Source organism: Burkholderia sp. Bp8991 (assembly GCF_003853795.1).
In the GTDB taxonomy this organism is placed as follows: domain Bacteria; phylum Pseudomonadota; class Gammaproteobacteria; order Burkholderiales; family Burkholderiaceae; genus Burkholderia.
Genome location: NZ_QTQJ01000052.1, coordinates 19,070 through 36,351, shown reverse-complemented (window position 1 = coordinate 36,351; position 17,282 = coordinate 19,070). Strand labels below are relative to the sequence as shown.

The 17,282-nt window shown below is 69.3% G+C and carries 16 protein-coding genes; 4 read left to right on the top strand and 12 right to left on the bottom strand.

Annotated elements, in window-relative coordinates:
* The 10 genes from DIE02_RS33955 to hutH all read right to left on the bottom strand — a co-directional run.
* Positions 1-326: aminotransferase class III-fold pyridoxal phosphate-dependent enzyme (locus tag DIE02_RS33955; RefSeq protein ID WP_124489558.1), on the bottom strand; the 326-nt coding region annotated here is incomplete at its 3' end.
* Positions 327-364: 38 nt separating this feature from the next.
* On the bottom strand, positions 365-1,702 hold the full coding sequence (locus DIE02_RS33950) for a glutamine synthetase family protein (protein ID WP_044847659.1): 1,338 nt from the start codon (positions 1,700-1,702) through the stop codon (positions 365-367).
* Between the two features lie 12 nt (positions 1,703-1,714).
* The gene (locus DIE02_RS33945) at positions 1,715-2,521 is read right to left on the bottom strand and encodes a gamma-glutamyl-gamma-aminobutyrate hydrolase family protein (protein WP_124489557.1); all 807 of its coding nucleotides are present in this window, start codon (positions 2,519-2,521) and stop codon (positions 1,715-1,717) included.
* Between the two features lie 719 nt (positions 2,522-3,240).
* Positions 3,241-4,038 carry an N-formylglutamate deformylase gene (gene hutG, locus DIE02_RS33935; RefSeq protein WP_124489555.1) on the bottom strand — a complete coding sequence of 266 codons (798 nt, stop codon included), beginning with the start codon at positions 4,036-4,038 and terminating at the stop codon, positions 3,241-3,243.
* 60 nt (positions 4,039-4,098) lie between these two features.
* Complete coding sequence (locus DIE02_RS33930; protein WP_124489554.1) at positions 4,099-5,475, bottom strand: formimidoylglutamate deiminase; 1,377 nt, start codon at positions 5,473-5,475, stop codon at positions 4,099-4,101.
* 150 nt (positions 5,476-5,625) lie between these two features.
* Positions 5,626-6,849 carry an imidazolonepropionase gene (hutI, locus tag DIE02_RS33925; protein WP_044847655.1) on the bottom strand — a complete coding sequence of 408 codons (1,224 nt, stop codon included), beginning with the start codon at positions 6,847-6,849 and terminating at the stop codon, positions 5,626-5,628.
* Between the two features lie 4 nt (positions 6,850-6,853).
* Positions 6,854-7,465 carry a HutD family protein gene (locus DIE02_RS33920; RefSeq protein WP_124489553.1) on the bottom strand — a complete coding sequence of 204 codons (612 nt, stop codon included), beginning with the start codon at positions 7,463-7,465 and terminating at the stop codon, positions 6,854-6,856.
* Between the two features lie 2 nt (positions 7,466-7,467).
* A complete protein-coding gene (gene hutU, locus DIE02_RS33915) occupies positions 7,468-9,156 on the bottom strand; it encodes a urocanate hydratase (RefSeq protein WP_044847653.1) in 1,689 nt (562 codons plus the stop codon).
* Positions 9,157-9,195: 39 nt separating this feature from the next.
* Positions 9,196-9,891 carry a histidine utilization repressor gene (gene hutC / locus DIE02_RS33910; RefSeq protein WP_124489552.1) on the bottom strand — a complete coding sequence of 232 codons (696 nt, stop codon included), beginning with the start codon at positions 9,889-9,891 and terminating at the stop codon, positions 9,196-9,198.
* Positions 9,892-9,895: 4 nt separating this feature from the next.
* Positions 9,896-11,419: a histidine ammonia-lyase gene (gene hutH, locus DIE02_RS33905; protein ID WP_124489551.1), complete on the bottom strand. Its 1,524-nt coding sequence runs from the start codon at positions 11,417-11,419 to the stop codon at positions 9,896-9,898.
* Positions 11,420-11,644: 225 nt separating this feature from the next.
* Between hutH and DIE02_RS33900 the strand changes: the two genes are divergently transcribed.
* Positions 11,645-12,565 carry a glutamate/aspartate ABC transporter substrate-binding protein gene (locus DIE02_RS33900; protein ID WP_124489550.1) on the top strand — a complete coding sequence of 307 codons (921 nt, stop codon included), beginning with the start codon at positions 11,645-11,647 and terminating at the stop codon, positions 12,563-12,565.
* A gap of 21 nt (positions 12,566-12,586) precedes the next feature.
* Here the strand turns inward: DIE02_RS33900 and DIE02_RS33895 are convergent, their stop codons facing one another.
* Positions 12,587-13,339, bottom strand: coding sequence for a 4'-phosphopantetheinyl transferase superfamily protein (locus DIE02_RS33895; RefSeq protein WP_124489549.1), 753 nt, complete (start codon positions 13,337-13,339; stop codon positions 12,587-12,589).
* A gap of 151 nt (positions 13,340-13,490) precedes the next feature.
* Positions 13,491-14,543, bottom strand: a complete 1,053-nt coding sequence (locus DIE02_RS33890; RefSeq protein WP_124489548.1) for an alpha/beta fold hydrolase — start codon at positions 14,541-14,543, stop codon at positions 13,491-13,493.
* A gap of 118 nt (positions 14,544-14,661) precedes the next feature.
* Here DIE02_RS33890 and DIE02_RS33885 point away from each other — a divergent pair, with 118 nt between their 5' ends.
* The 3 genes from DIE02_RS33885 (at position 14,662) to DIE02_RS36285 (ending at position 17,263) form a co-directional block, all read left to right on the top strand.
* Complete coding sequence (locus tag DIE02_RS33885; RefSeq protein ID WP_124489547.1) at positions 14,662-15,603, top strand: LysR substrate-binding domain-containing protein; 942 nt, start codon at positions 14,662-14,664, stop codon at positions 15,601-15,603.
* A 314-nt stretch (positions 15,604-15,917) separates the two neighbouring features.
* Positions 15,918-17,150: an MFS transporter gene (locus DIE02_RS33880; protein ID WP_124489546.1), complete on the top strand. Its 1,233-nt coding sequence runs from the start codon at positions 15,918-15,920 to the stop codon at positions 17,148-17,150.
* Positions 17,141-17,263, top strand: coding sequence for a hypothetical protein (locus DIE02_RS36285; protein WP_260427368.1), 123 nt, complete (start codon positions 17,141-17,143; stop codon positions 17,261-17,263). Before DIE02_RS33880 ends, DIE02_RS36285 begins: the two co-directional genes overlap by 10 nt.
* The last annotated feature ends 19 nt before the right edge of the window (positions 17,264-17,282 follow it).

Genomic DNA, 17,282 nt, shown 5'->3' with positions numbered 1-17,282 from the left:
AAGAACGTGTTGTAGAACGGCAGTTCCTGCAGTTGGCGATATGCGGCATCGGCAAGTTCCTTGCGGCCGTAGCCGACGTTCACGCACCAGAGGCCGGCCATCCCGTCGATGATCTTGTTGCCGTCCGAGTCCCACAAATAGACGCCGTCGGCCTTCACGATCACGCGGCTGCCCGCGCGATTGAGCGCACCCATGTCCGAGAACGGATGGATGTGATGCGCGGCGTCGAGCGCGCGGTATTCGGCGGTCGAGTGTGCTTGCGTCGTGCGCGGTGCGGTGGCCGGCGCGGTGGGCTGGATCCACGCGGGTTCGTTACGGTAAGTCATGTTTCCTCCGTCGTTCCTTGATGCGGTCGTGCGCACGCTCACACGTGCAGCAGCAGATGGCGACGTTCCCACGAACTGATCACGCGGAAGAACGCTTCGTATTCGGTTTCCTTCAGCGCCAGGTACGCCTTCACGAACTTGTCACCGAGAATGCCGGCGAGCGGCGTGCACGCCGCCATCAGCGAGATGCCTTCCTCGAGGTTGCGCGGCAGCTGGTACGGCAGGTCGTAGCCGTCGGACGCGATCGGTTCGGTCGGCGCGAGCTGCTGCGTGAGGCCGAGATAACCGGCGGCGAGCGTCGCCGCGAACGCGAGGTACGGATTGCAGTCGACGCCCGGAATCCGGTTCTCGATGCGCCGCGCGACCGGCGTCGACTGCGGGATGCGAAAGCCGACCGTACGGTTGTCGTAGCCCCACTGCACGTTGATCGGCGCGGCCATGAAGCGCGACAGGCGGCGATACGAGTTGATGTACGGTGCGAAGATCGGCATCAGCGCGGGCGTATATTTCTGCAGGCCCGCAAGATAGCTTTGGAACATCGGCGACACGACGCCGCCGTCGTCGGCGAACAGGTTGCGGCCGGTGTGCACATCGGCGAGGCTCTGGTGGATATGCATCGCGGAGCCCGGCTCGTTTTCCATCGGCTTGGCCATGAACGTCGCATACATGTTGTGGCGCAGCGCCGCCTCGCGCACCGTGCGCTTGAACAGGAACACCTGGTCGGCGAGCGACAGCGCGTCGCCGTGCACGAAGTTGATCTCCATCTGCGCGGCGCCGACCTCGTGGATCAGCGTCTCGATGTCGAGGCCCTGCATCTCGCAGTATTCGTAGATGTCCTCGAACAGCGGATCGAACTCGTTGACGGCCTCGATCGAATACGACTGACGGCCGGTTTCCGCCCGCCCCGTGCGCCCGACCGGCGGACGCAGCGGCAGGTCGGGGTCGGCGTTCATGTCGACCAGATAGAACTCGAGTTCAGGCGCGACCACGGGCTTCCAGCCCTTTTCCTTGTACAGGTCGAGCACGCGGCGCAGCACGTAGCGCGGCGAGATCTCGACCGGCGAACCGTCGAAATGCACGCAATCGTGGATCACCTGCGCGGTCGGGTCGACGGCCCACGGAATCAGGCAGATCGTCGACGGATCGGGCACGCACACCATGTCGGGATCGGTCACGCCGGTCAGCGTGCCGTCTTCCGGATAGTCGCCGGTGACGGTCTGCACCATCACGGCCTGCGGCAGGCGCATCGATTCGCCGGACTCGAATTTGTTGCGCGGAATGATCTTGCCGCGCGCGATGCCGGCCATGTCGGGAATGATCGCCTCGACTTCGGTGATGCGGTGCTGGCGCAGGAATTCGCTCAGTTCGGGTTGCATGATCGGCCTCGTTCAGTCGATGTCGGATGCAGCCGGCGACGGCATGGTGCCGCCGGCCGCATAAATGCGCTGTGTCATGCGCGCGCGGCACGCCGCGCCGAATGCCGTAAAGATGTCGCGCGACAGCGGTTGCTCCGCGTGGCGCCATTCGGGATGCCACTGCACGCCGAGCGCGAACGCACGCGCGCCGCGCACGCTCACGGCCTCGATCAGCCCGTCGGGCGCGCTCGCCTCGACCGCGAGGCCCGCGCCGAGCCGCGCGATACCCTGGTCGTGCAACGAATTGACGATCGCGTCGTGCGCGCCGTGCGCGATCCGTTGTAGCAGCCCGCCCGGCGCGAGCTGCACGCGGTGCGCGGGGCCGTACTGCCGCTCGAGCGGATCGCCGTCGCGCTCGCGATGATCGTCGAAGCCCGCGCTCGCATGCAGCCGCTGATGCAAGGTGCCGCCATACGCGACGTTCAGCTCCTGCATGCCGCGGCAGATCGCGAGCACCGGCACGCCCGCATCGATCGCCGCTCGGATCAGCGGCAGCGCGGTCGCATCGCGCGCGGGATCGTGCAGGGTATCGGGCGCGCTCGCCGGGCCGCCGTAGTGATGCGGCTCGACGTTCGAATAACTGCCGGTCAGCAGCAGCCCGTCGATCGCCGCGACGATCGCGTCGACCGGCTGCCGCGCACCCAGCGCGGGCAGCACGAACGCCAGCGCGCCGGCACCGTCGACCAGCGCGACGAGATACTTCTCCCCGGCCGTGTGGTTCGGATGGGCGCCGCGCATGACGCGATCGGCGGTGACGGCTACGAGCGGGCGCGGTCGCATGATCGCCTCCGCGATAAATGCGCGACGCGTGCGGACGCGCAGGACGATGGCGGCCCGCGATGGCGCTGCACGCGTCCACGCGCGATCGTGCCGCTCGGACGGTGCGGCAGCAGGCGGTGCGATCCGACGCGAAAGCGGAAAAGGACGCTAGGGCAACAATGAAGCGCTGCCGTCGCACTGCACCGCGCTGAACACGTGTGCGGTGACGACATTGAAGCGGCGCAGGCCGCGATGGGGCACAGCGAAGAAGCGGGGCTCGCGTATGGGGGCGGCGCGCGTGCCGCGATCAGCATGCCGGATCGGCCCGGCCTGAGGCGGCGCGCCCGCCGACGGACTTCGGGTCCGGCGTATCGAAGGGCTGGCGGCTTTCACGATCGTACTCGACTGACTGATGAAGGCAGGACACGTGTCGCGATGAAGCGGGGGCGGCAATGCCGCGCGACGACACGTCGGCAAGGTGTCTCGCAACGGATTCCGGCGCGGTGCGGCGCTGATCGACGCCGTCGCGGCCGGGGCGCGCGTGACGACTTCCTGACATTCAGCTTATATCACCTAAAAATTGCGTCAAATTTTCAGGTACCGATCCCGACATCGATCAGACGAAAAAAAGGCATCGACCGCTCGGGTCGATGCCGTTTTGTGCGATGCACCAATGTGCGCCTTGCCAGCCGGCCGGCCGTGGCGCGACATCGCGCCGTGCCGCCGCACGCGCCGACGGATCAGCGATGCGCGAGCGCGGTTTCGACGAGCGTCTGCAGCAGCGGCACGATCCGCGCGGCGCGCGCTTCGTCGTACGCATACGGACGCGTCTCTTCCATGTAAGTGATCTGCGACAGCTCCAGTTGCACGGCTTCGACGCCGGTCGCGGGCACGCCGTAGTGGCGCGTGATGTAGCCGCCCTTGAAACGCCCGTTCGCGACGGCCGTATAACCGCCGTGCGCGCTCACGCATGCGGCCAGCGCCTCGGCAAGGCCCGGCGCGGCGCTCGCGCCGCTCGACGTGCCGAAGTTGAAGTCCGGCAGGCGGCCCTCGAAGAAGCGCGGCACGTGCGAGCGGATCGAATGCGCTTCCCACACGAGCACGCGGCCGTGCTCGCGCTTCAGCCGCGCGATCTCGCCCTGCAGCGCGTCGTGATACGGGCGCCAGTAGCGGTCGCGACGGCGCATGATCTCGTCGTTGCCGGGCAGCGCGCCCGCCGGATACAGCGGCGCCTTGTCGAACGTATCGACCGGCACGAGCCCGGTCGTGTCCTGCCCCGGATACAGGTTCTCGTTGTCGGGCGGACGGTTCAGGTCGACGACGTAACGCGCGTGCGACGGCACGAGGATCGACGCGCCGAGCGTCGCCGCGAAGCCGTACAGGCGCTCGAGGTGCCAGTCGCAATCGTCGACGAAGCGCGCGTCGGGCGTCATCGTCGCGGCGATGTCGTCGGGGATGTGGGTGCCTGCGTGCGGAATCGAGATCAGCAGCGGCAGCGTGCCCTGCTTCAGCGTGAATACAGCCGGTTGTTCAGTCATGTCGCATCACCGTAAAAGTCGGCCGGCGCACGCGCGCGGCGTGCGCCGGATGCCGCGCATTCAGCGCAGCAGTTGCGCCAGCGCGGCGCGGTAGTCGGCATAAGCTGCGGCTTCGTCGCGATGGCGGCGGCCGCTCACGACGCGCTCGCCGCCGGTATAGACGTCGAGCACCGGCGTGTCGCCGTGCTCGGCGAACACCGTGCCCGACAGCCAGGACGCGCTGTCGTGCTCCGCGATCGCCGGATGATCGGGATCGAGCACGAGCCAATCGGCGCGGCAGCCTTCACGCAGCGCGCCGATGCGCCGCCCGCTCGCCTGCGCGCCGCCCGCGAGCGACGCGTCGAACAGCCGGTCGGCGACATGCGCCTGCGTGTCGCTCGCGAGCACGTTGCGCGCGCGATGCACGAGCCGCTGCCCGTATTCGAGCAGGCGCAGTTCCGAGCGCCAGTCGACCGACGCATGGCTGTCCGAGCCGACGCCGATCACGCCGCCCTGCGCGAGATAGTCGAGCGCCGGGAACACGCCGTCGCCGAGGTTCGCCTCGGTGGTCAGGCACAGGCCAGCCACCGCGCGACGCTTCGCGAGCGCGGCCGTTTCGGCCGCATCGACGTGCGTCGCGTGCACGAGGCACCAGCGCGCATCGACGTCGAAACGATCGAGCAGCCATTGCACGGGACGCGCGCCGTACGCGCGCACGCAATCGTCGACTTCGGCCGTCTGTTCGGCGATATGGATATGCACCGGCGCGTCGTCGGGCAGGCCTTCGAGCAGCACGCGCAAGCCGTTCTCGGACACCGCGCGCAGCGAGTGCGGGGCGACGCCGTAGCGCAGGCCGCCGTGCTCGGGCGCGACGCGGCGCATCGCGTCGAGCAGCTCGAGCAGGCCGTCCGGCGTATTGATGAAGCGGCGCTGGTCGTCGCGCGGCGGCTTGTTGCCGAAGCCGGCGAACTGGTACGACACGGGCAGCATCGTGATGCCGATGCCTGCCGAGCGCGCGGCATCGACCACGCGCGCACCGAGTTCCGCGATCTGCGGATAGCGCGAGCCATCCTGCGCGTGATGCACGTAGTGGAATTCGCAGACCGACGTGTAGCCGCACTTCAGCATCTCGACGTACAGCCAGCGGGCGATCGCCGCGAGCGCGTCGGGCGTGATCTTCAGCGCGAAGCGGTACATCAGGTCGCGCCAGCTCCAGAAGCTGTCAGCGGGATTCGCGCGATATTCGGTGAGCCCCGCCATCGCGCGCTGGAACGCGTGCGAATGCAGGTTCGGCATGCCGGGCAGCACAGGCCCGGCCGCGCGCGCGACGCCGGCCGGCGCGTCGGTGTCGGGCGTCACGTCGGTCAGCGTGCCGGCCGCGTCCCAGCGCAGCAGCACGTTGCGGCGCCAGCCATCGGGCAGCCGGGCATGGTCCGCGAACAACATAGAGTCGGTCATCGTGAGTCCTTGTTGGCCGGATTCGGCGAGCTAACGCGCAGTCCGGTCCCAAGCCCCGGATGGCAGGAGGCGGCGCGTCGGCGCCCACTTCCGCTCCGTGGCGATCGACCGGACCGACGCTTCAGCGCCGCGTCCGGCCCTCCGCAAAAACTAGCCGTTCATCCGGCGAAACACCGTCGCGCCGCCGCGCACGACCTGCTCGCACAGCGGCCGGCCGATCCAGTACGCGAGCTCCGACAGCGAGCCGACCGACCAGACCGCGAAATCGGCCTGGCGGCCGATCTCGAGCGCACCGTGACGATCGGCGCGACCGAGCGCCGCGGCCGCATGGCGCGTCACGCCCTGCAGCACCTCGGGCACCGTCATGCGGAACAGCGTGCAGCCCATGTTCAGCGTCAGCAGCAGCGATTCGAGCGGCGAGGTACCGGGGTTGTGATCGGTCGCGAGCGCGATCGGCACGCCATGCTTGCGCAGCAGCTCGATCGGCGGCAATTGCGTTTCGCGAATGAAGTAATACGCGCCGGGCAACAGCACGGCGACCGTACCGGCCGCCTTCATCGCCTCGATGCCGGCTTCGTCGAGAAATTCGAGGTGGTCGGCCGACAGCGCGCGATAACGCGCGGCAAGCGCGGTGCCGCCCGCGTTCGACAACTGCTCCGCGTGCAGTTTCACCGGCAGCCCGCGCCGCGTCGCGGCCTCGAACACGCGCTCGGTCTGCGCGAGCGAAAAGCCGATGCGCTCGCAGAACACGTCGACCGCGTCGACCAGGCCTTCGTCGGCGAGCGCCGGCAGCATCCGGCCGCACACTTCGTCGATGTATTCATCCGCACGGCCCGCATATTCCGGCGGCAGCGCGTGCGCGCCGAGGAACGTGGTGTAGACCGTGACCGGGAAGCGCTCGCCGAGCTGGCGCGCGACGCGCAGCATCTTGCGCTCGCTCGCGAGGTCGAGCCCGTAGCCCGACTTGATCTCGATCGCCGTCACGCCGTCGGCGAGCAGCGGCTGCAGGCGCGCGGCGGCCTGCACGAACAGGGTCGTCTCGTCGGCCGCGCGCGTCGCGCGCACCGTCGACACGATCCCGCCGCCCTGCCGCGCGATCTCCTCGTAGCTGACGCCGGCGAGGCGCTGCGCGAACTCGTCGGCCCGCGTGCCGCCGTACACGAGGTGCGTATGGCAGTCGACGAGGCCCGGCGTCACCCACGCGCCGTGCAGGTCTTCCCGCTGCCAGTGCGCATAACCGTGCGGCAGCGCGGACAATGCGCCGAGCCACACGATCGTGCCGGTTTCGTCGACTGCGATCGCCGCGTCGTCGATCGTCTCGTCGGGATGGCCGTGCGGACACAGCCTCAGGTGATGCCAGACAGTCGGTTTCATGCGTTCAGTCTCGTTCGCCGACGGCGAGCGACACGGCGAGCAGCGCGCCGCCTCCGCTCACGACGACGTCAAACGCACGCTGCGGCCCGTCGAGCCGCAGCGTGTCCATTTCCTGCAGTGCGTAGTGCGCGCCGTCGATCTCGACGCCGACCGCGCCCGTCGCGCAGAACAGCAGCACGGTATCGGCGCGCTCGGCGCGGTGCGTGCCTTCGGGCCACACGTCGAGCGTCCCGCGCGCGGCCGAACGGCGCGTCATCAGGTTGAAGTCGCGCGTCGCGCCGTCGTGCAGCGTCGCGTCGATCGCCGTCTCGCCGGCAAAGTCCGCACGCGCGAGCGGCGCGTCGAGCACGTGGCGCGCGCCCCCTTCTTCGGCGAGCGTCATGCCCGCGCCGGACAGCAGCACGAGCGTGCGGTCGATCCCGTCGAAACGCGAGAACGGGCCGGCCGCGCCGACGTCCGCGACGCTCACGCGCCATGCGAACCTATCGAGCGCGGCGCCCGGCGGGAATGCACCGATCTCGCGCGTCACGCCGCCGCCGTTCTTCCACGGCGACGCGACGAGATCCGCCGCGCGGATCATCGTCACGCTCACCGGCGCCTGGTCGAGCGCCGTCATGCTCAGCGGCCGAGCATCGGCAGCTTCAGGCCGGCTTCGCGGGCCGTCTGCTGCGCGAGTTCGTAGCCGGCATCCGCATGGCGCATCACGCCCGTCGCCGGATCGTTCAGCAGCACGCGGCCGAGACGCTCGTGCGCTTCGGCGGTACCGTCGGCGACGATCACGACGCCCGAGTGCTGCGAGAAGCCCATGCCGACGCCGCCGCCATGATGCAGCGACACCCACGATGCGCCGCCTGCGGTGTTCAGCAGGGCGTTCAGCAGCGGCCAGTCGCTCACGGCGTCCGAACCGTCCTTCATCGATTCCGTCTCGCGGTTCGGGCTCGCGACCGAACCGGTGTCGAGGTGGTCGCGGCCGATCACGATCGGGGCCTTCAGTTCGCCGTTCTTCACCATCTCGTTGAACGCCTGGCCGAGGCGATAGCGATCCTTCACGCCGACCCAGCAGATCCGCGCCGGCAGACCCTGGAACGCGATGCGCTCACGCGCCATGTCGAGCCAGTTGTGCAGGTGCGGATCGTCGGGGATCAGCTCCTTCACCTTCTGGTCGGTCTTGTAGATGTCTTCCGGATCGCCGGACAGCGCGACCCAGCGGAACGGGCCCTTGCCTTCGCAGAACAGCGGGCGGATATAGGCCGGCACGAAGCCCGGGAAGTCGAATGCGTTCTCGACGCCCATTTCCAGCGCCATCTGGCGGATGTTGTTGCCGTAGTCGAGCGTGGCGGCGCCGCGCTCCTGCAGCGTCAGCATCGCGCGCACCTGCACGGCCATCGACTGCTTCGCGACCTTCACGATGCTCTGCGGATCGACCTTCTGCGCTTCGCGCCATTGCGCGACGGTCCAGCCTTGCGGCAGGTAGCCGTTGATCGGGTCGTGCGCGCTCGTCTGGTCGGTCACGCAGTCCGGCGTGATACCGCGCGTCACGAGTTCCGCGAACACGTCGGCCGCGTTGCCGAGCAGGCCGACCGACACCGGCTTGCCGGTGCGCTTCGCTTCGTCGATCATGCCGAGCGCTTCGTCGAGCGTCGTCGCCTTCTTGTCGACGTAGCGCGTCTTCAGGCGGAAGTCGATGCGCGTCTCGTCGCATTCGACCGCGATCATCGAGAAGCCGGCCATCGTCGCGGCGAGCGGCTGCGCGCCGCCCATGCCGCCGAGGCCGCCCGTCAGGATCCAGCGGCCCGACGGATCGCCGTTGAAGTGCTGGTTCGCGACCGAGAAGAAGGTTTCATAGGTGCCCTGCACGATGCCCTGGCTGCCGATGTAGATCCAGCTGCCGGCCGTCATCTGGCCGTACATCATCAGGCCCTTGCGGTCGAGCTCGTGGAAGTGATCCCAGGTCGCCCAGTGCGGCACCAGGTTCGAGTTCGCGAGCAGCACGCGCGGCGCATCCTTATGCGTGCGGAACACACCGACCGGCTTGCCCGACTGGATCAGCAGCGTCTCGTTCTCTTCGAGATCCTTCAGCGACGCGAGGATCTGGTCGTAGCATTCCCAGTTGCGCGCCGCGCGGCCGATGCCGCCGTACACGACGAGCGCGTGCGGATGCTCGGCGACTTCCGGATCCAGGTTGTTCTGGATCATCCGGTAGGCCGCTTCGGCCAGCCAGGTCTTGCAGACCTTCTCGCTGCCGCGCGGCGCGCGGATCGTGCGGGTCGGATCGAGACGGGGATCGATGTGTTTCGGATGGTTCATGACGACTGCTCCCGAAGGAAAATGACTATCAAATAGGAATCAGAAATGCCCGGTGAAGCGATAACGGCTGCCGGGGTGCCACAGATTCGCCACCGAGGCGACGACGCCCTGCGACCAGGTGCGCCGATGTAAAACCAGACACGGCTCGACGTCGTCCATCCGCAGCTGCTCGCGCCGCCCGGGCGCCGGAGCCGCCGCTTCGATCCGGTACTCGACGCGCTGCAGCGGGGCCGCGCGCATCAGGTACAGGTTCGGCGTCGTGTTCGTAAAATCCTGCTCGGCATAATCCGGCGCGACCGCCGGATTCACCCACCGTTCTTCGAGCTGGACGGGTTCGTCATTCTCGAAGTGCAACACCTGTGAATAAAACAGCTTCGCGCGCACGGCCATCTGCATCTCGTCGGCGAGCGCCTCGTCGGCGCGGATCGTCTCGAGGCCGAGCACGCTGGCGCGGTACGCATGCCCGCGCGCGTCGACCTCTTCCGAGATGCTGCGGATCGCGACGAGCGTCGACTCGTACTTCGGCCGCGCGACGTAGGTGCCGGCGCCCTTCATGCGCGTCAGCACCTGCTCGGCCGTCAACTCGCGCAACGCGCGGTTGACGGTCATGCGTGCGACCTTGAACTCGCGGGCCAGTTCGTTCTCGGAGGGCACCTGGTCGCCCTCCGCCCACTCGCCGGCGTGAATGCGGCCCAGGATGAAATCCTTGATCTCCTGGTAGACCGGCGCGCTCATGGGCTTACTGTTCCGATGCGAACGAGAACGGCGCGACCTTCGCGAACGCGCGCTCGCCGACGAGCTTCGCGATCACCGCGATGTCCGGTGCGAAGTAGTGGTCGAGCTCGTAGTGCGCAACCTTGCCGCGGATCGTTTCCATCACCGGCGCGAGCTTCGGGCTCGTGTGGTACGGCGCGCGCAGGTCGACGCCCTGGGCGGCGGCCAGCAGTTCGATCGCGAGGATGTGCTTCGTGTTGTCCGCGATGTCGGCGAGCTTGCGCGCGGCGAACGTCGCCATCGACACGTGGTCTTCCTGGTTCGCCGAGGTCGGCAGCGAGTCGACCGACGCCGGGTGCGCGAGCGTCTTGTTCTCCGATGCCAGCGCGGCCGCCGTCACGTGGGCGATCATGAAGCCCGAGTTCACGCCGCCGTCCTTCACGAGGAACGGGGGCAGGCCCGACAGCGTCGCGTCGATCAGCAGCGCGATGCGGCGCTCGGCCAGCGCACCGATTTCCGCCGCGGCGAGCGCGAGGTTGTCGGCCGCGAATGCGACGGGTTCAGCGTGGAAGTTGCCGCCCGACAGCACTTCGCCGGTATCCGGGAAAATCAGCGGGTTGTCCGACACGGCGTTCGCTTCGACCAGCAGCACGTCGGCTGCATGGCGCATCTGGTCCAGGCACGCGCCCATCACCTGCGGCTGGCAGCGCAGGCTGTACGGATCCTGCACCTTGTCGCAGTCGCGGTGCGACTGGTTGATCGGCGAGCCTTCGAGCAGGTCGCGGTACGACCCGGCCGCGTCGATCTGGCCTTGATGGCCGCGCAGTTCGTGGATGCGGGCGTCGAACGGCTTCACCGAGCCGGCTGCCGCGTCGACCGACAGCGCGCCCGCGACCAGCGCGGTGCGGTACAGGTCTTCGATCGCGAACATGTTGTCGAGCGCCAGCGCGGTCGACGCCTGCGTGCCGTTCAGCAGCGCCAGGCCTTCCTTCGCCTGCAGCGTCAGCGGCGCGAGGCCCGCGACGCGCAGACCGTCCAGCGCGCTGGCGCGCTCGCCGCGGATGAACACTTCACCGACGCCCAGCAGCACGGCCGACATGTGCGCGAGGGGTGCCAGGTCGCCCGATGCGCCGACCGAGCCCTTCACCGGGATCAGCGGCAGCACGTCGGCGTTGAACAGCGTGATCAGCGCGTCCATCACTTCGCGACGAATGCCCGAGTGGCCGCGGCCGAGGCTCGACAGCTTCAGTGCCATCAGGAGACGCACCGACGAGCGCGCCATCGGCTCGCCCACGCCGACCGCATGCGACAGCACCAGGTTCTTCTGCAGCAGCTCGAGCTGGTCGTGCGGGATGTGCGTGCTGGCCAGGCGGCCGAAACCCGTGTTGATGCCGTATGCGGGCTCGCCCTTCGCCGCGATGTCGGCGACGGCCTTCGCGCCCGCGTCGATCTTCGCGAAGCTCGCCGGGTCGAGCTTGAGCTGCACGGATTCGCGAGCGATCTTGCGCAGTTGCGGAAGGGTCAGGTGGCCGGGGGTCAACGTAATCATGTGAGCAATCCTGTCTAGACAAGTTCGGGATGGATTGCAGTGTAGCCACCACGACTTGTCTAGACAACCTGTTTTTCATAATTCCGACTCGGGAGTTTCCCTGATGTCCGGCGCGGCGCGCCGGAGCGGCCAGACAGGCCTCGCAATTAACATATGTTGCAATTATTTTGTTTTTGGCAACATACGAATCGACGCTTCCCTACGATCCGCCCACGGAGATCCGCCATGACCATCCCGCCCCGGTTGACCACCCTTCTCGGCCGCAGCCTGCTCGTCGCCGCGTGCGCGCTCGCGTGCGGCGCATCGCTCGCCGCGGAGCCGCTGTCCGGCACGCTCGAGAAGGTGCGGCAAAGCGGCCTGATCTCGATCGGCCATCGCGAGACGTCGGTGCCGTTCTCCTATGTCGACGCGAGCGGCAAGGTGATCGGCTTCTCGCAGGACCTGTGCGACCGCGTGATCGCCGCCGTGAAGGCGCGCACCGGCAAGCCCGACCTGCAGGCGCGCTTCATCCCGGTCACGTCGCAGAACCGCATCCCGCTCGTGCAGAACGGCACCGTCGATCTCGAATGCGGGGTGACCACCAACCTCGCCGCGCGTCACGCGCAGGTCGCGTTCTCGACCACCTTCTTCGTCGCGACGACGCGCCTGCTCACGCGCACGAACTCGGGCATCCGCGACTTCCCCGATCTCGCCGGCAAGACGGTCGTGACGAACCAGGGCACGACGTCCGAACGCCTGCTGCGCAAGATGAACGAGGAAAAGAAGATGAACATGCAGATCATCAGCGCGAAGGACTACGGCGAAGGACGCCTCACGCTCGAATCGGGCCGCGCGGCCGCGTACATGATGGACGACGTGCTGCTCGCCGGCGTGCGCCAGCTCGCGGCGAAGCCGGCCGATTGGGCGATCGTCGGCACGCCGCAATCGTCGGAAGCGTACGGGTTCATGCTGCGCAAGGACGATCCGCAGTTCAAGGCGCTCGTCGACGGCGTGCTCGTGCAGCTGATGAAGAGCGGCGAGATCAACGCGCTGTACGACAAGTGGTTCATGAAGCCGGTGCCGCCGAAGGGGCTCGCGTTCGAGTTCCCGATGAGCGACGTGATCAAGGCGCGCTACGCGGCGCCCAACGACGTACCGCTCGAATGAGCGTCGCGCGCTGAAACGGGGTCACCGCGCCCACGCGACGCACGCCGCGTAGCCGGGCGCCGCGTCGAGCCAGCCCGCGTCGAACGCGGCCACGCCGGCGGCGGGCGCGGCCGGCTCGACGATCGTCGTCGCGGGCGTCGCCGCATCGCGCGGCGGCACGACCGCGAACGCGCGCAGCCCGCCGACGATGCCGGTGCCGAGCGCCTTCAGCAGCGCCTCCTTCGCGGCCCACACGCGCATGAACGCGTCCGCGCGGGCGGCGAGCGGCAGGCCGTCGAGATACGCAGCCTCAGCGGCCGCGCACACTTCGCGCGTCAGCGCACGCCAGTCGGTCGTGCGGTTGCAGCTTTCGATATCGACGCCGACGCGCCCCGTCGCCGCCCACGCGATGAGCGCGTGATCGCCCGCGTGCGACACGTTGAAATCGAGCGACACGCGATGCGCGGAATCCAGCGACGGCCGTCCCGATGCGTCGACGACGATCGCGATGTCCTTCGGCGCGATGCCGAGCGCCGCACCGAGCACGTCGCGCAGCGCGGCGCGCGTCGCGGCACTGCGCACCGCATCCTCGTGCCGCAGATAGCGCCCGGCACGCGCCCGCTCCGCGTCGCTCAGCGCCGCGTAGGCGGGCGATGCGAGCGGCACGCGCCAGTCGAAATCGACGCGCGCGACCTGCACGCCGGCACGCGACGCGGCCGGCGGCACATCGAGCAGGTGCACGCGCCACGCGCGGGACAGGTCGTCGGCAATCTCGGAATCGGGAGGAATGGACATCGGCACGCGGCAGTCAGGCGAACGAAACGTTCGATGTTAATCGATCGTACGGGACGGAGACCGACGCATCGCGACCGAGATCGTCGGCAGCGGCAGCAGCGGCAGCCGGTGCAACCGTCTCATCGACGCGATGGCCGGGTTGCGCGCGCGTTCACCCGTGCGCGACGGCACCCGGCACGCCGCTTCCCGCCAGCCGCGCACGCTGCGCCGGATGGCGCGCGTGGACGCGGCCCGGCGCATCGGCCGGCAGCGCGCCGTGTTGCAGCCAGTCCAGCGCGACGGGCCACAGCGTGTCGGTGAAGCGGCTGTGGAAGAACGCGAAGTGGCCTATCGCGTCGACGCCGATGTCGCGCGGCGCGATCCGCAGGTGCGTGACGTCGCTGCCCGTGTAGTAGCCGACCAGCCGTTCGATCGCGTCGACCGTGCCGAACCCGTCGTCGTCGAGGCCGATCGCGAGCATCGACGCCGGCAGCCGCGCGAAGCGGGCCGGCAGCGCGGCGCGGCTCGCCGCGGGTTCGGCGAGCAGGCCGTCCGTGAAGGCGTCCTCGAAGCGCGGTTGCGCGCGCACCCACGACAGCGCGATGCCGCGCGGCGTGTCTTCCATCCAGCCGAGCCGCTTCGCGGGCACGTAGCCGAATACGGCCGCGAGCGCCGGCATCGCGACGTGCCATTTCCACCACATGCGCCGCCGCTCTTCCGGCCGATAGTCGCGCCAGTACGCATACTGCGCGCCCACCGTCACCACGTGACGCACGTACGCGTTCGACGCCGCGAGCCCGAGCACGCAGCCGCCGATGCTGTGCGCGACGACGTCGAGCGGCTGGCCCGGAAAAGCGTCGCGCGCGTACTGCAAGGCGGCCTCGCAATCGAGCCGCCCCCAGTCGAGCCAGTTCGCGCGCAGCTTCGCGAGCCGCGCGGGGCGCGAGCCGCCGATCCCGCGATAGTCGTAGACGAGCACGTCGCGCCCCTGCGCGAACAGCCAGGCCGCGAAACGGAAGTAGTAGTCGCAGCGCACCGACGTCGCGCAATTGACGACCGTCACGGGCCGCACGGTGCTGCCGCGATGCCGCCACACGTAGCCGCGCAGCACGTAACCGTCGGCCGCGGTCAGCGTCACGACCTCCGGCGGCAACGCACCCGCCGGGCGCCCCGCTGCCTGATCCGCCGCGCACGCGGCCCCGCCTGCTTCGTTCGAAATCGTCATCGTGTCTCCTGTGCGGCACCGCCTGCCCGGCGCCCGCCCGATCGGCCAGCCTCCATTGAACTTGACGCGCCGGACGTTCTCAACCAATCTTGCTGCTCCGTTCGCATGAGCCCTACGCATGTCAACGCCGCTCGTCCGTCTCCCGTCGCTGGACCTCGTGCGCGGCTTCGTCGCCGTCGGCCGCCGCATGAGCATCACGCTCGCCGCGCAGGACCTGTGCGTCACGCAGTCGGCGGTCAGCCGCCAGGTGCACGCGCTCGAGGCGCATCTCGGCGTCGCGCTGCTGCAGCGCGGCTATCGCAAGATCGCGTTCACGCCGGAAGGCGAGCGGCTGTTCCGCGCCGCCGATGCGGCGCTGCTCAGCCTGCAGGACACCGTCGCATCGCTCGCCGCCGCACGCGAGCGGCAACCCGTCACGATCACCGCGAGCATCGGCGTCACCGCGCTGTGGCTGCTGCCCAGACTCGGGCGCCTGCAGGCGCGCCTGCCCGACATCGACTTGCGCGTGGCCGCGAACGACAAGGTACTCGATTTGCGCGCGGAAGGCATCGACCTCGGAATCCGCTACTGCCCGCGCGAGCGCGCGCCGGCCGGCGCGCTGCACCTGTTCGACGAGATCGTCGTGCCGGTCGCGCACCCCGCGCTGGCCGCCCGGCCCGTCACCGACGCAGCCGCTATCGCCGAGCACGTGCTGCTCGAATTCGACGGGCCGCCGCAAACCCGACTGCAGTGGCGTGCGCACCTGCACGCGGCCGGGCTCGGCGACGCGCGCCCGAAGGGCGTGCTGCGCTTCAACCAGTACGACCAGGTCATCCACGCCGCGATCGCCGGCCAGGGCGTCGCGCTCGGCAGGCTCGCGCTCGTCGCGCCGATGCTCGCCGACGGCCGGCTCGCGGTGCTCGGCCCGCACTCGCAGGCGTTGTCGGATGCGTACGGCTACTGGCTGTTCCGGCACGATCCGGCACCGCGCCGCGAAGTCGCCGACGTGCGCGACTGGATCCTCGCGGAAGCGGCCGAGTGCGACGCCGCGATGCGGGCGTACGACGTGGCGCAGCGGTAGCCGCGAGCCGCGAGCGAAATCCCGCATCGAGGCGGCGCCGGCGTGGCCTTCGCACGTACATGAACGCCGCCACGGGCGCTGCACCGACGCCCCGCTCCGTTGCATCGGCCGCCTGTCACGCCGGCTGCATGCGGCGCAGCGGCTTCACGCATCCGGCGCATACAGCCCGCGTCGCCGACATCGCGTCCGCGCCGCATCGCATTCCCCGCACGCATGCGAACGCGACCGAATGATCGCTTGAGCGCCCCGGCACCGGATCGTCTAATCGGATCGAACGCGGCCGCCGCGCCACACGCATCCATCCGGAGACACGCATGACCCCGATCGAACAAGACGCCCGGCGCCGCTGGCTGCCGGTGCTCGCGGGCGGCCTGATCATGGGCGCCGCGCTCGGCATCCGTCACGTGCAGGGACTGTTCCTCGCCCCCGTCACGCTCGACCACGGCTGGTCGCGCGAAGCGTTCGGCCTCGCGCTCGCGCTGCAGAACCTGATCTGGGGCATCGCGCAACCGTTCACCGGCATGATCGCCGACCGCTTCGGGTCGGTGCGCGTGATCGTCGCCGGCATGCTGCTGTACGCGGCCGGGCTCGTCACGATGGCGTTCGCCGCATCGGCCGGCGTGTTCACGGCCGGCGCGGGGTTCGTGATCGGCGTCGCGCTGTCGGGGTCGGCCTTCGCGTCGATCTACGGCGCGCTGAGCCGCCTGTTTCCGCCCGACCGGCGCGGCTGGGCGCTCGGCGTCGCCGGCGCGATCGGCGGGCTCGGCCAGTTCTGCATGGTGCCGGTCGCGCAGGTGCTGATCGGCGGCATCGGCTGGCAGCATGCCTTCGTCGCGCTCGCCCTCGTCGCCGCGCTGCTCGCGCCGCTCGCCGCGCTGGTGCGCGACCGGCCCGCGCAGGCCGCGAGCCGCGCGGACGGCCCCGACCAGTCGATCGGCGCGGCGGTGCGCGAAGCGTTCGCGCATCGCGGCTTCTGGCTGCTGAACGCGGGATTCTTCGCGTGCGGGTTCCAGCTCGCGTTCATCGCGACCCACCTGCCCGCCTACCTGCTCGATCACGGCCTGCCGGCGCGCCACGCCAGCGTCGCGCTCGCGCTGATCGCGCTGACCAACGTGGCAGGCACCTACGCATGCGGCCATCTCGGCGGCCTGCTGCGGCGCAAGTACGTGCTGTCCGTGCTGTACCTCGTCCGCGCGCTGGCAATGGCCGCGTTCGTTGCAGCGCCGTTGTCGCCCGCGAGCGTCTACGTGTTCGCGGCCGTGATGGGCTTCACGTGGCTCGGCACGGTGCCGCTGACCAACGGCGTGATCTCGCAGGTGTTCGGCGTGCGTTACATCGCGACGCTGTTCGGCTTCGTGTTCTTCGGGCACCAGCTCGGCAGTTTCTTCGGCGTCTGGCTCGGCGCGCTCGTGTACGACGCGACGCATTCGTACCTGCCGCTGTGGATCGGCTCGATCGCGCTCGGCGTGCTGGCCGCGCTGCTGCACCTGCCGATCGACGACGCGCGCATCGCGCGGCCGGTGCCGGGCAAAGCCGCATGGGCGTGATGCGTGCGGCGCTGGCCGCCGGCGCGCTCGCGTTCGTCGCGTGGTGCGGCGCGGCCTACTTCGATTCGGGCGTCGTGCTCGCGCTGCTCGAGCACGCGGCGTTCTGCGACTGACGCGGCGAACCGTGGCCGC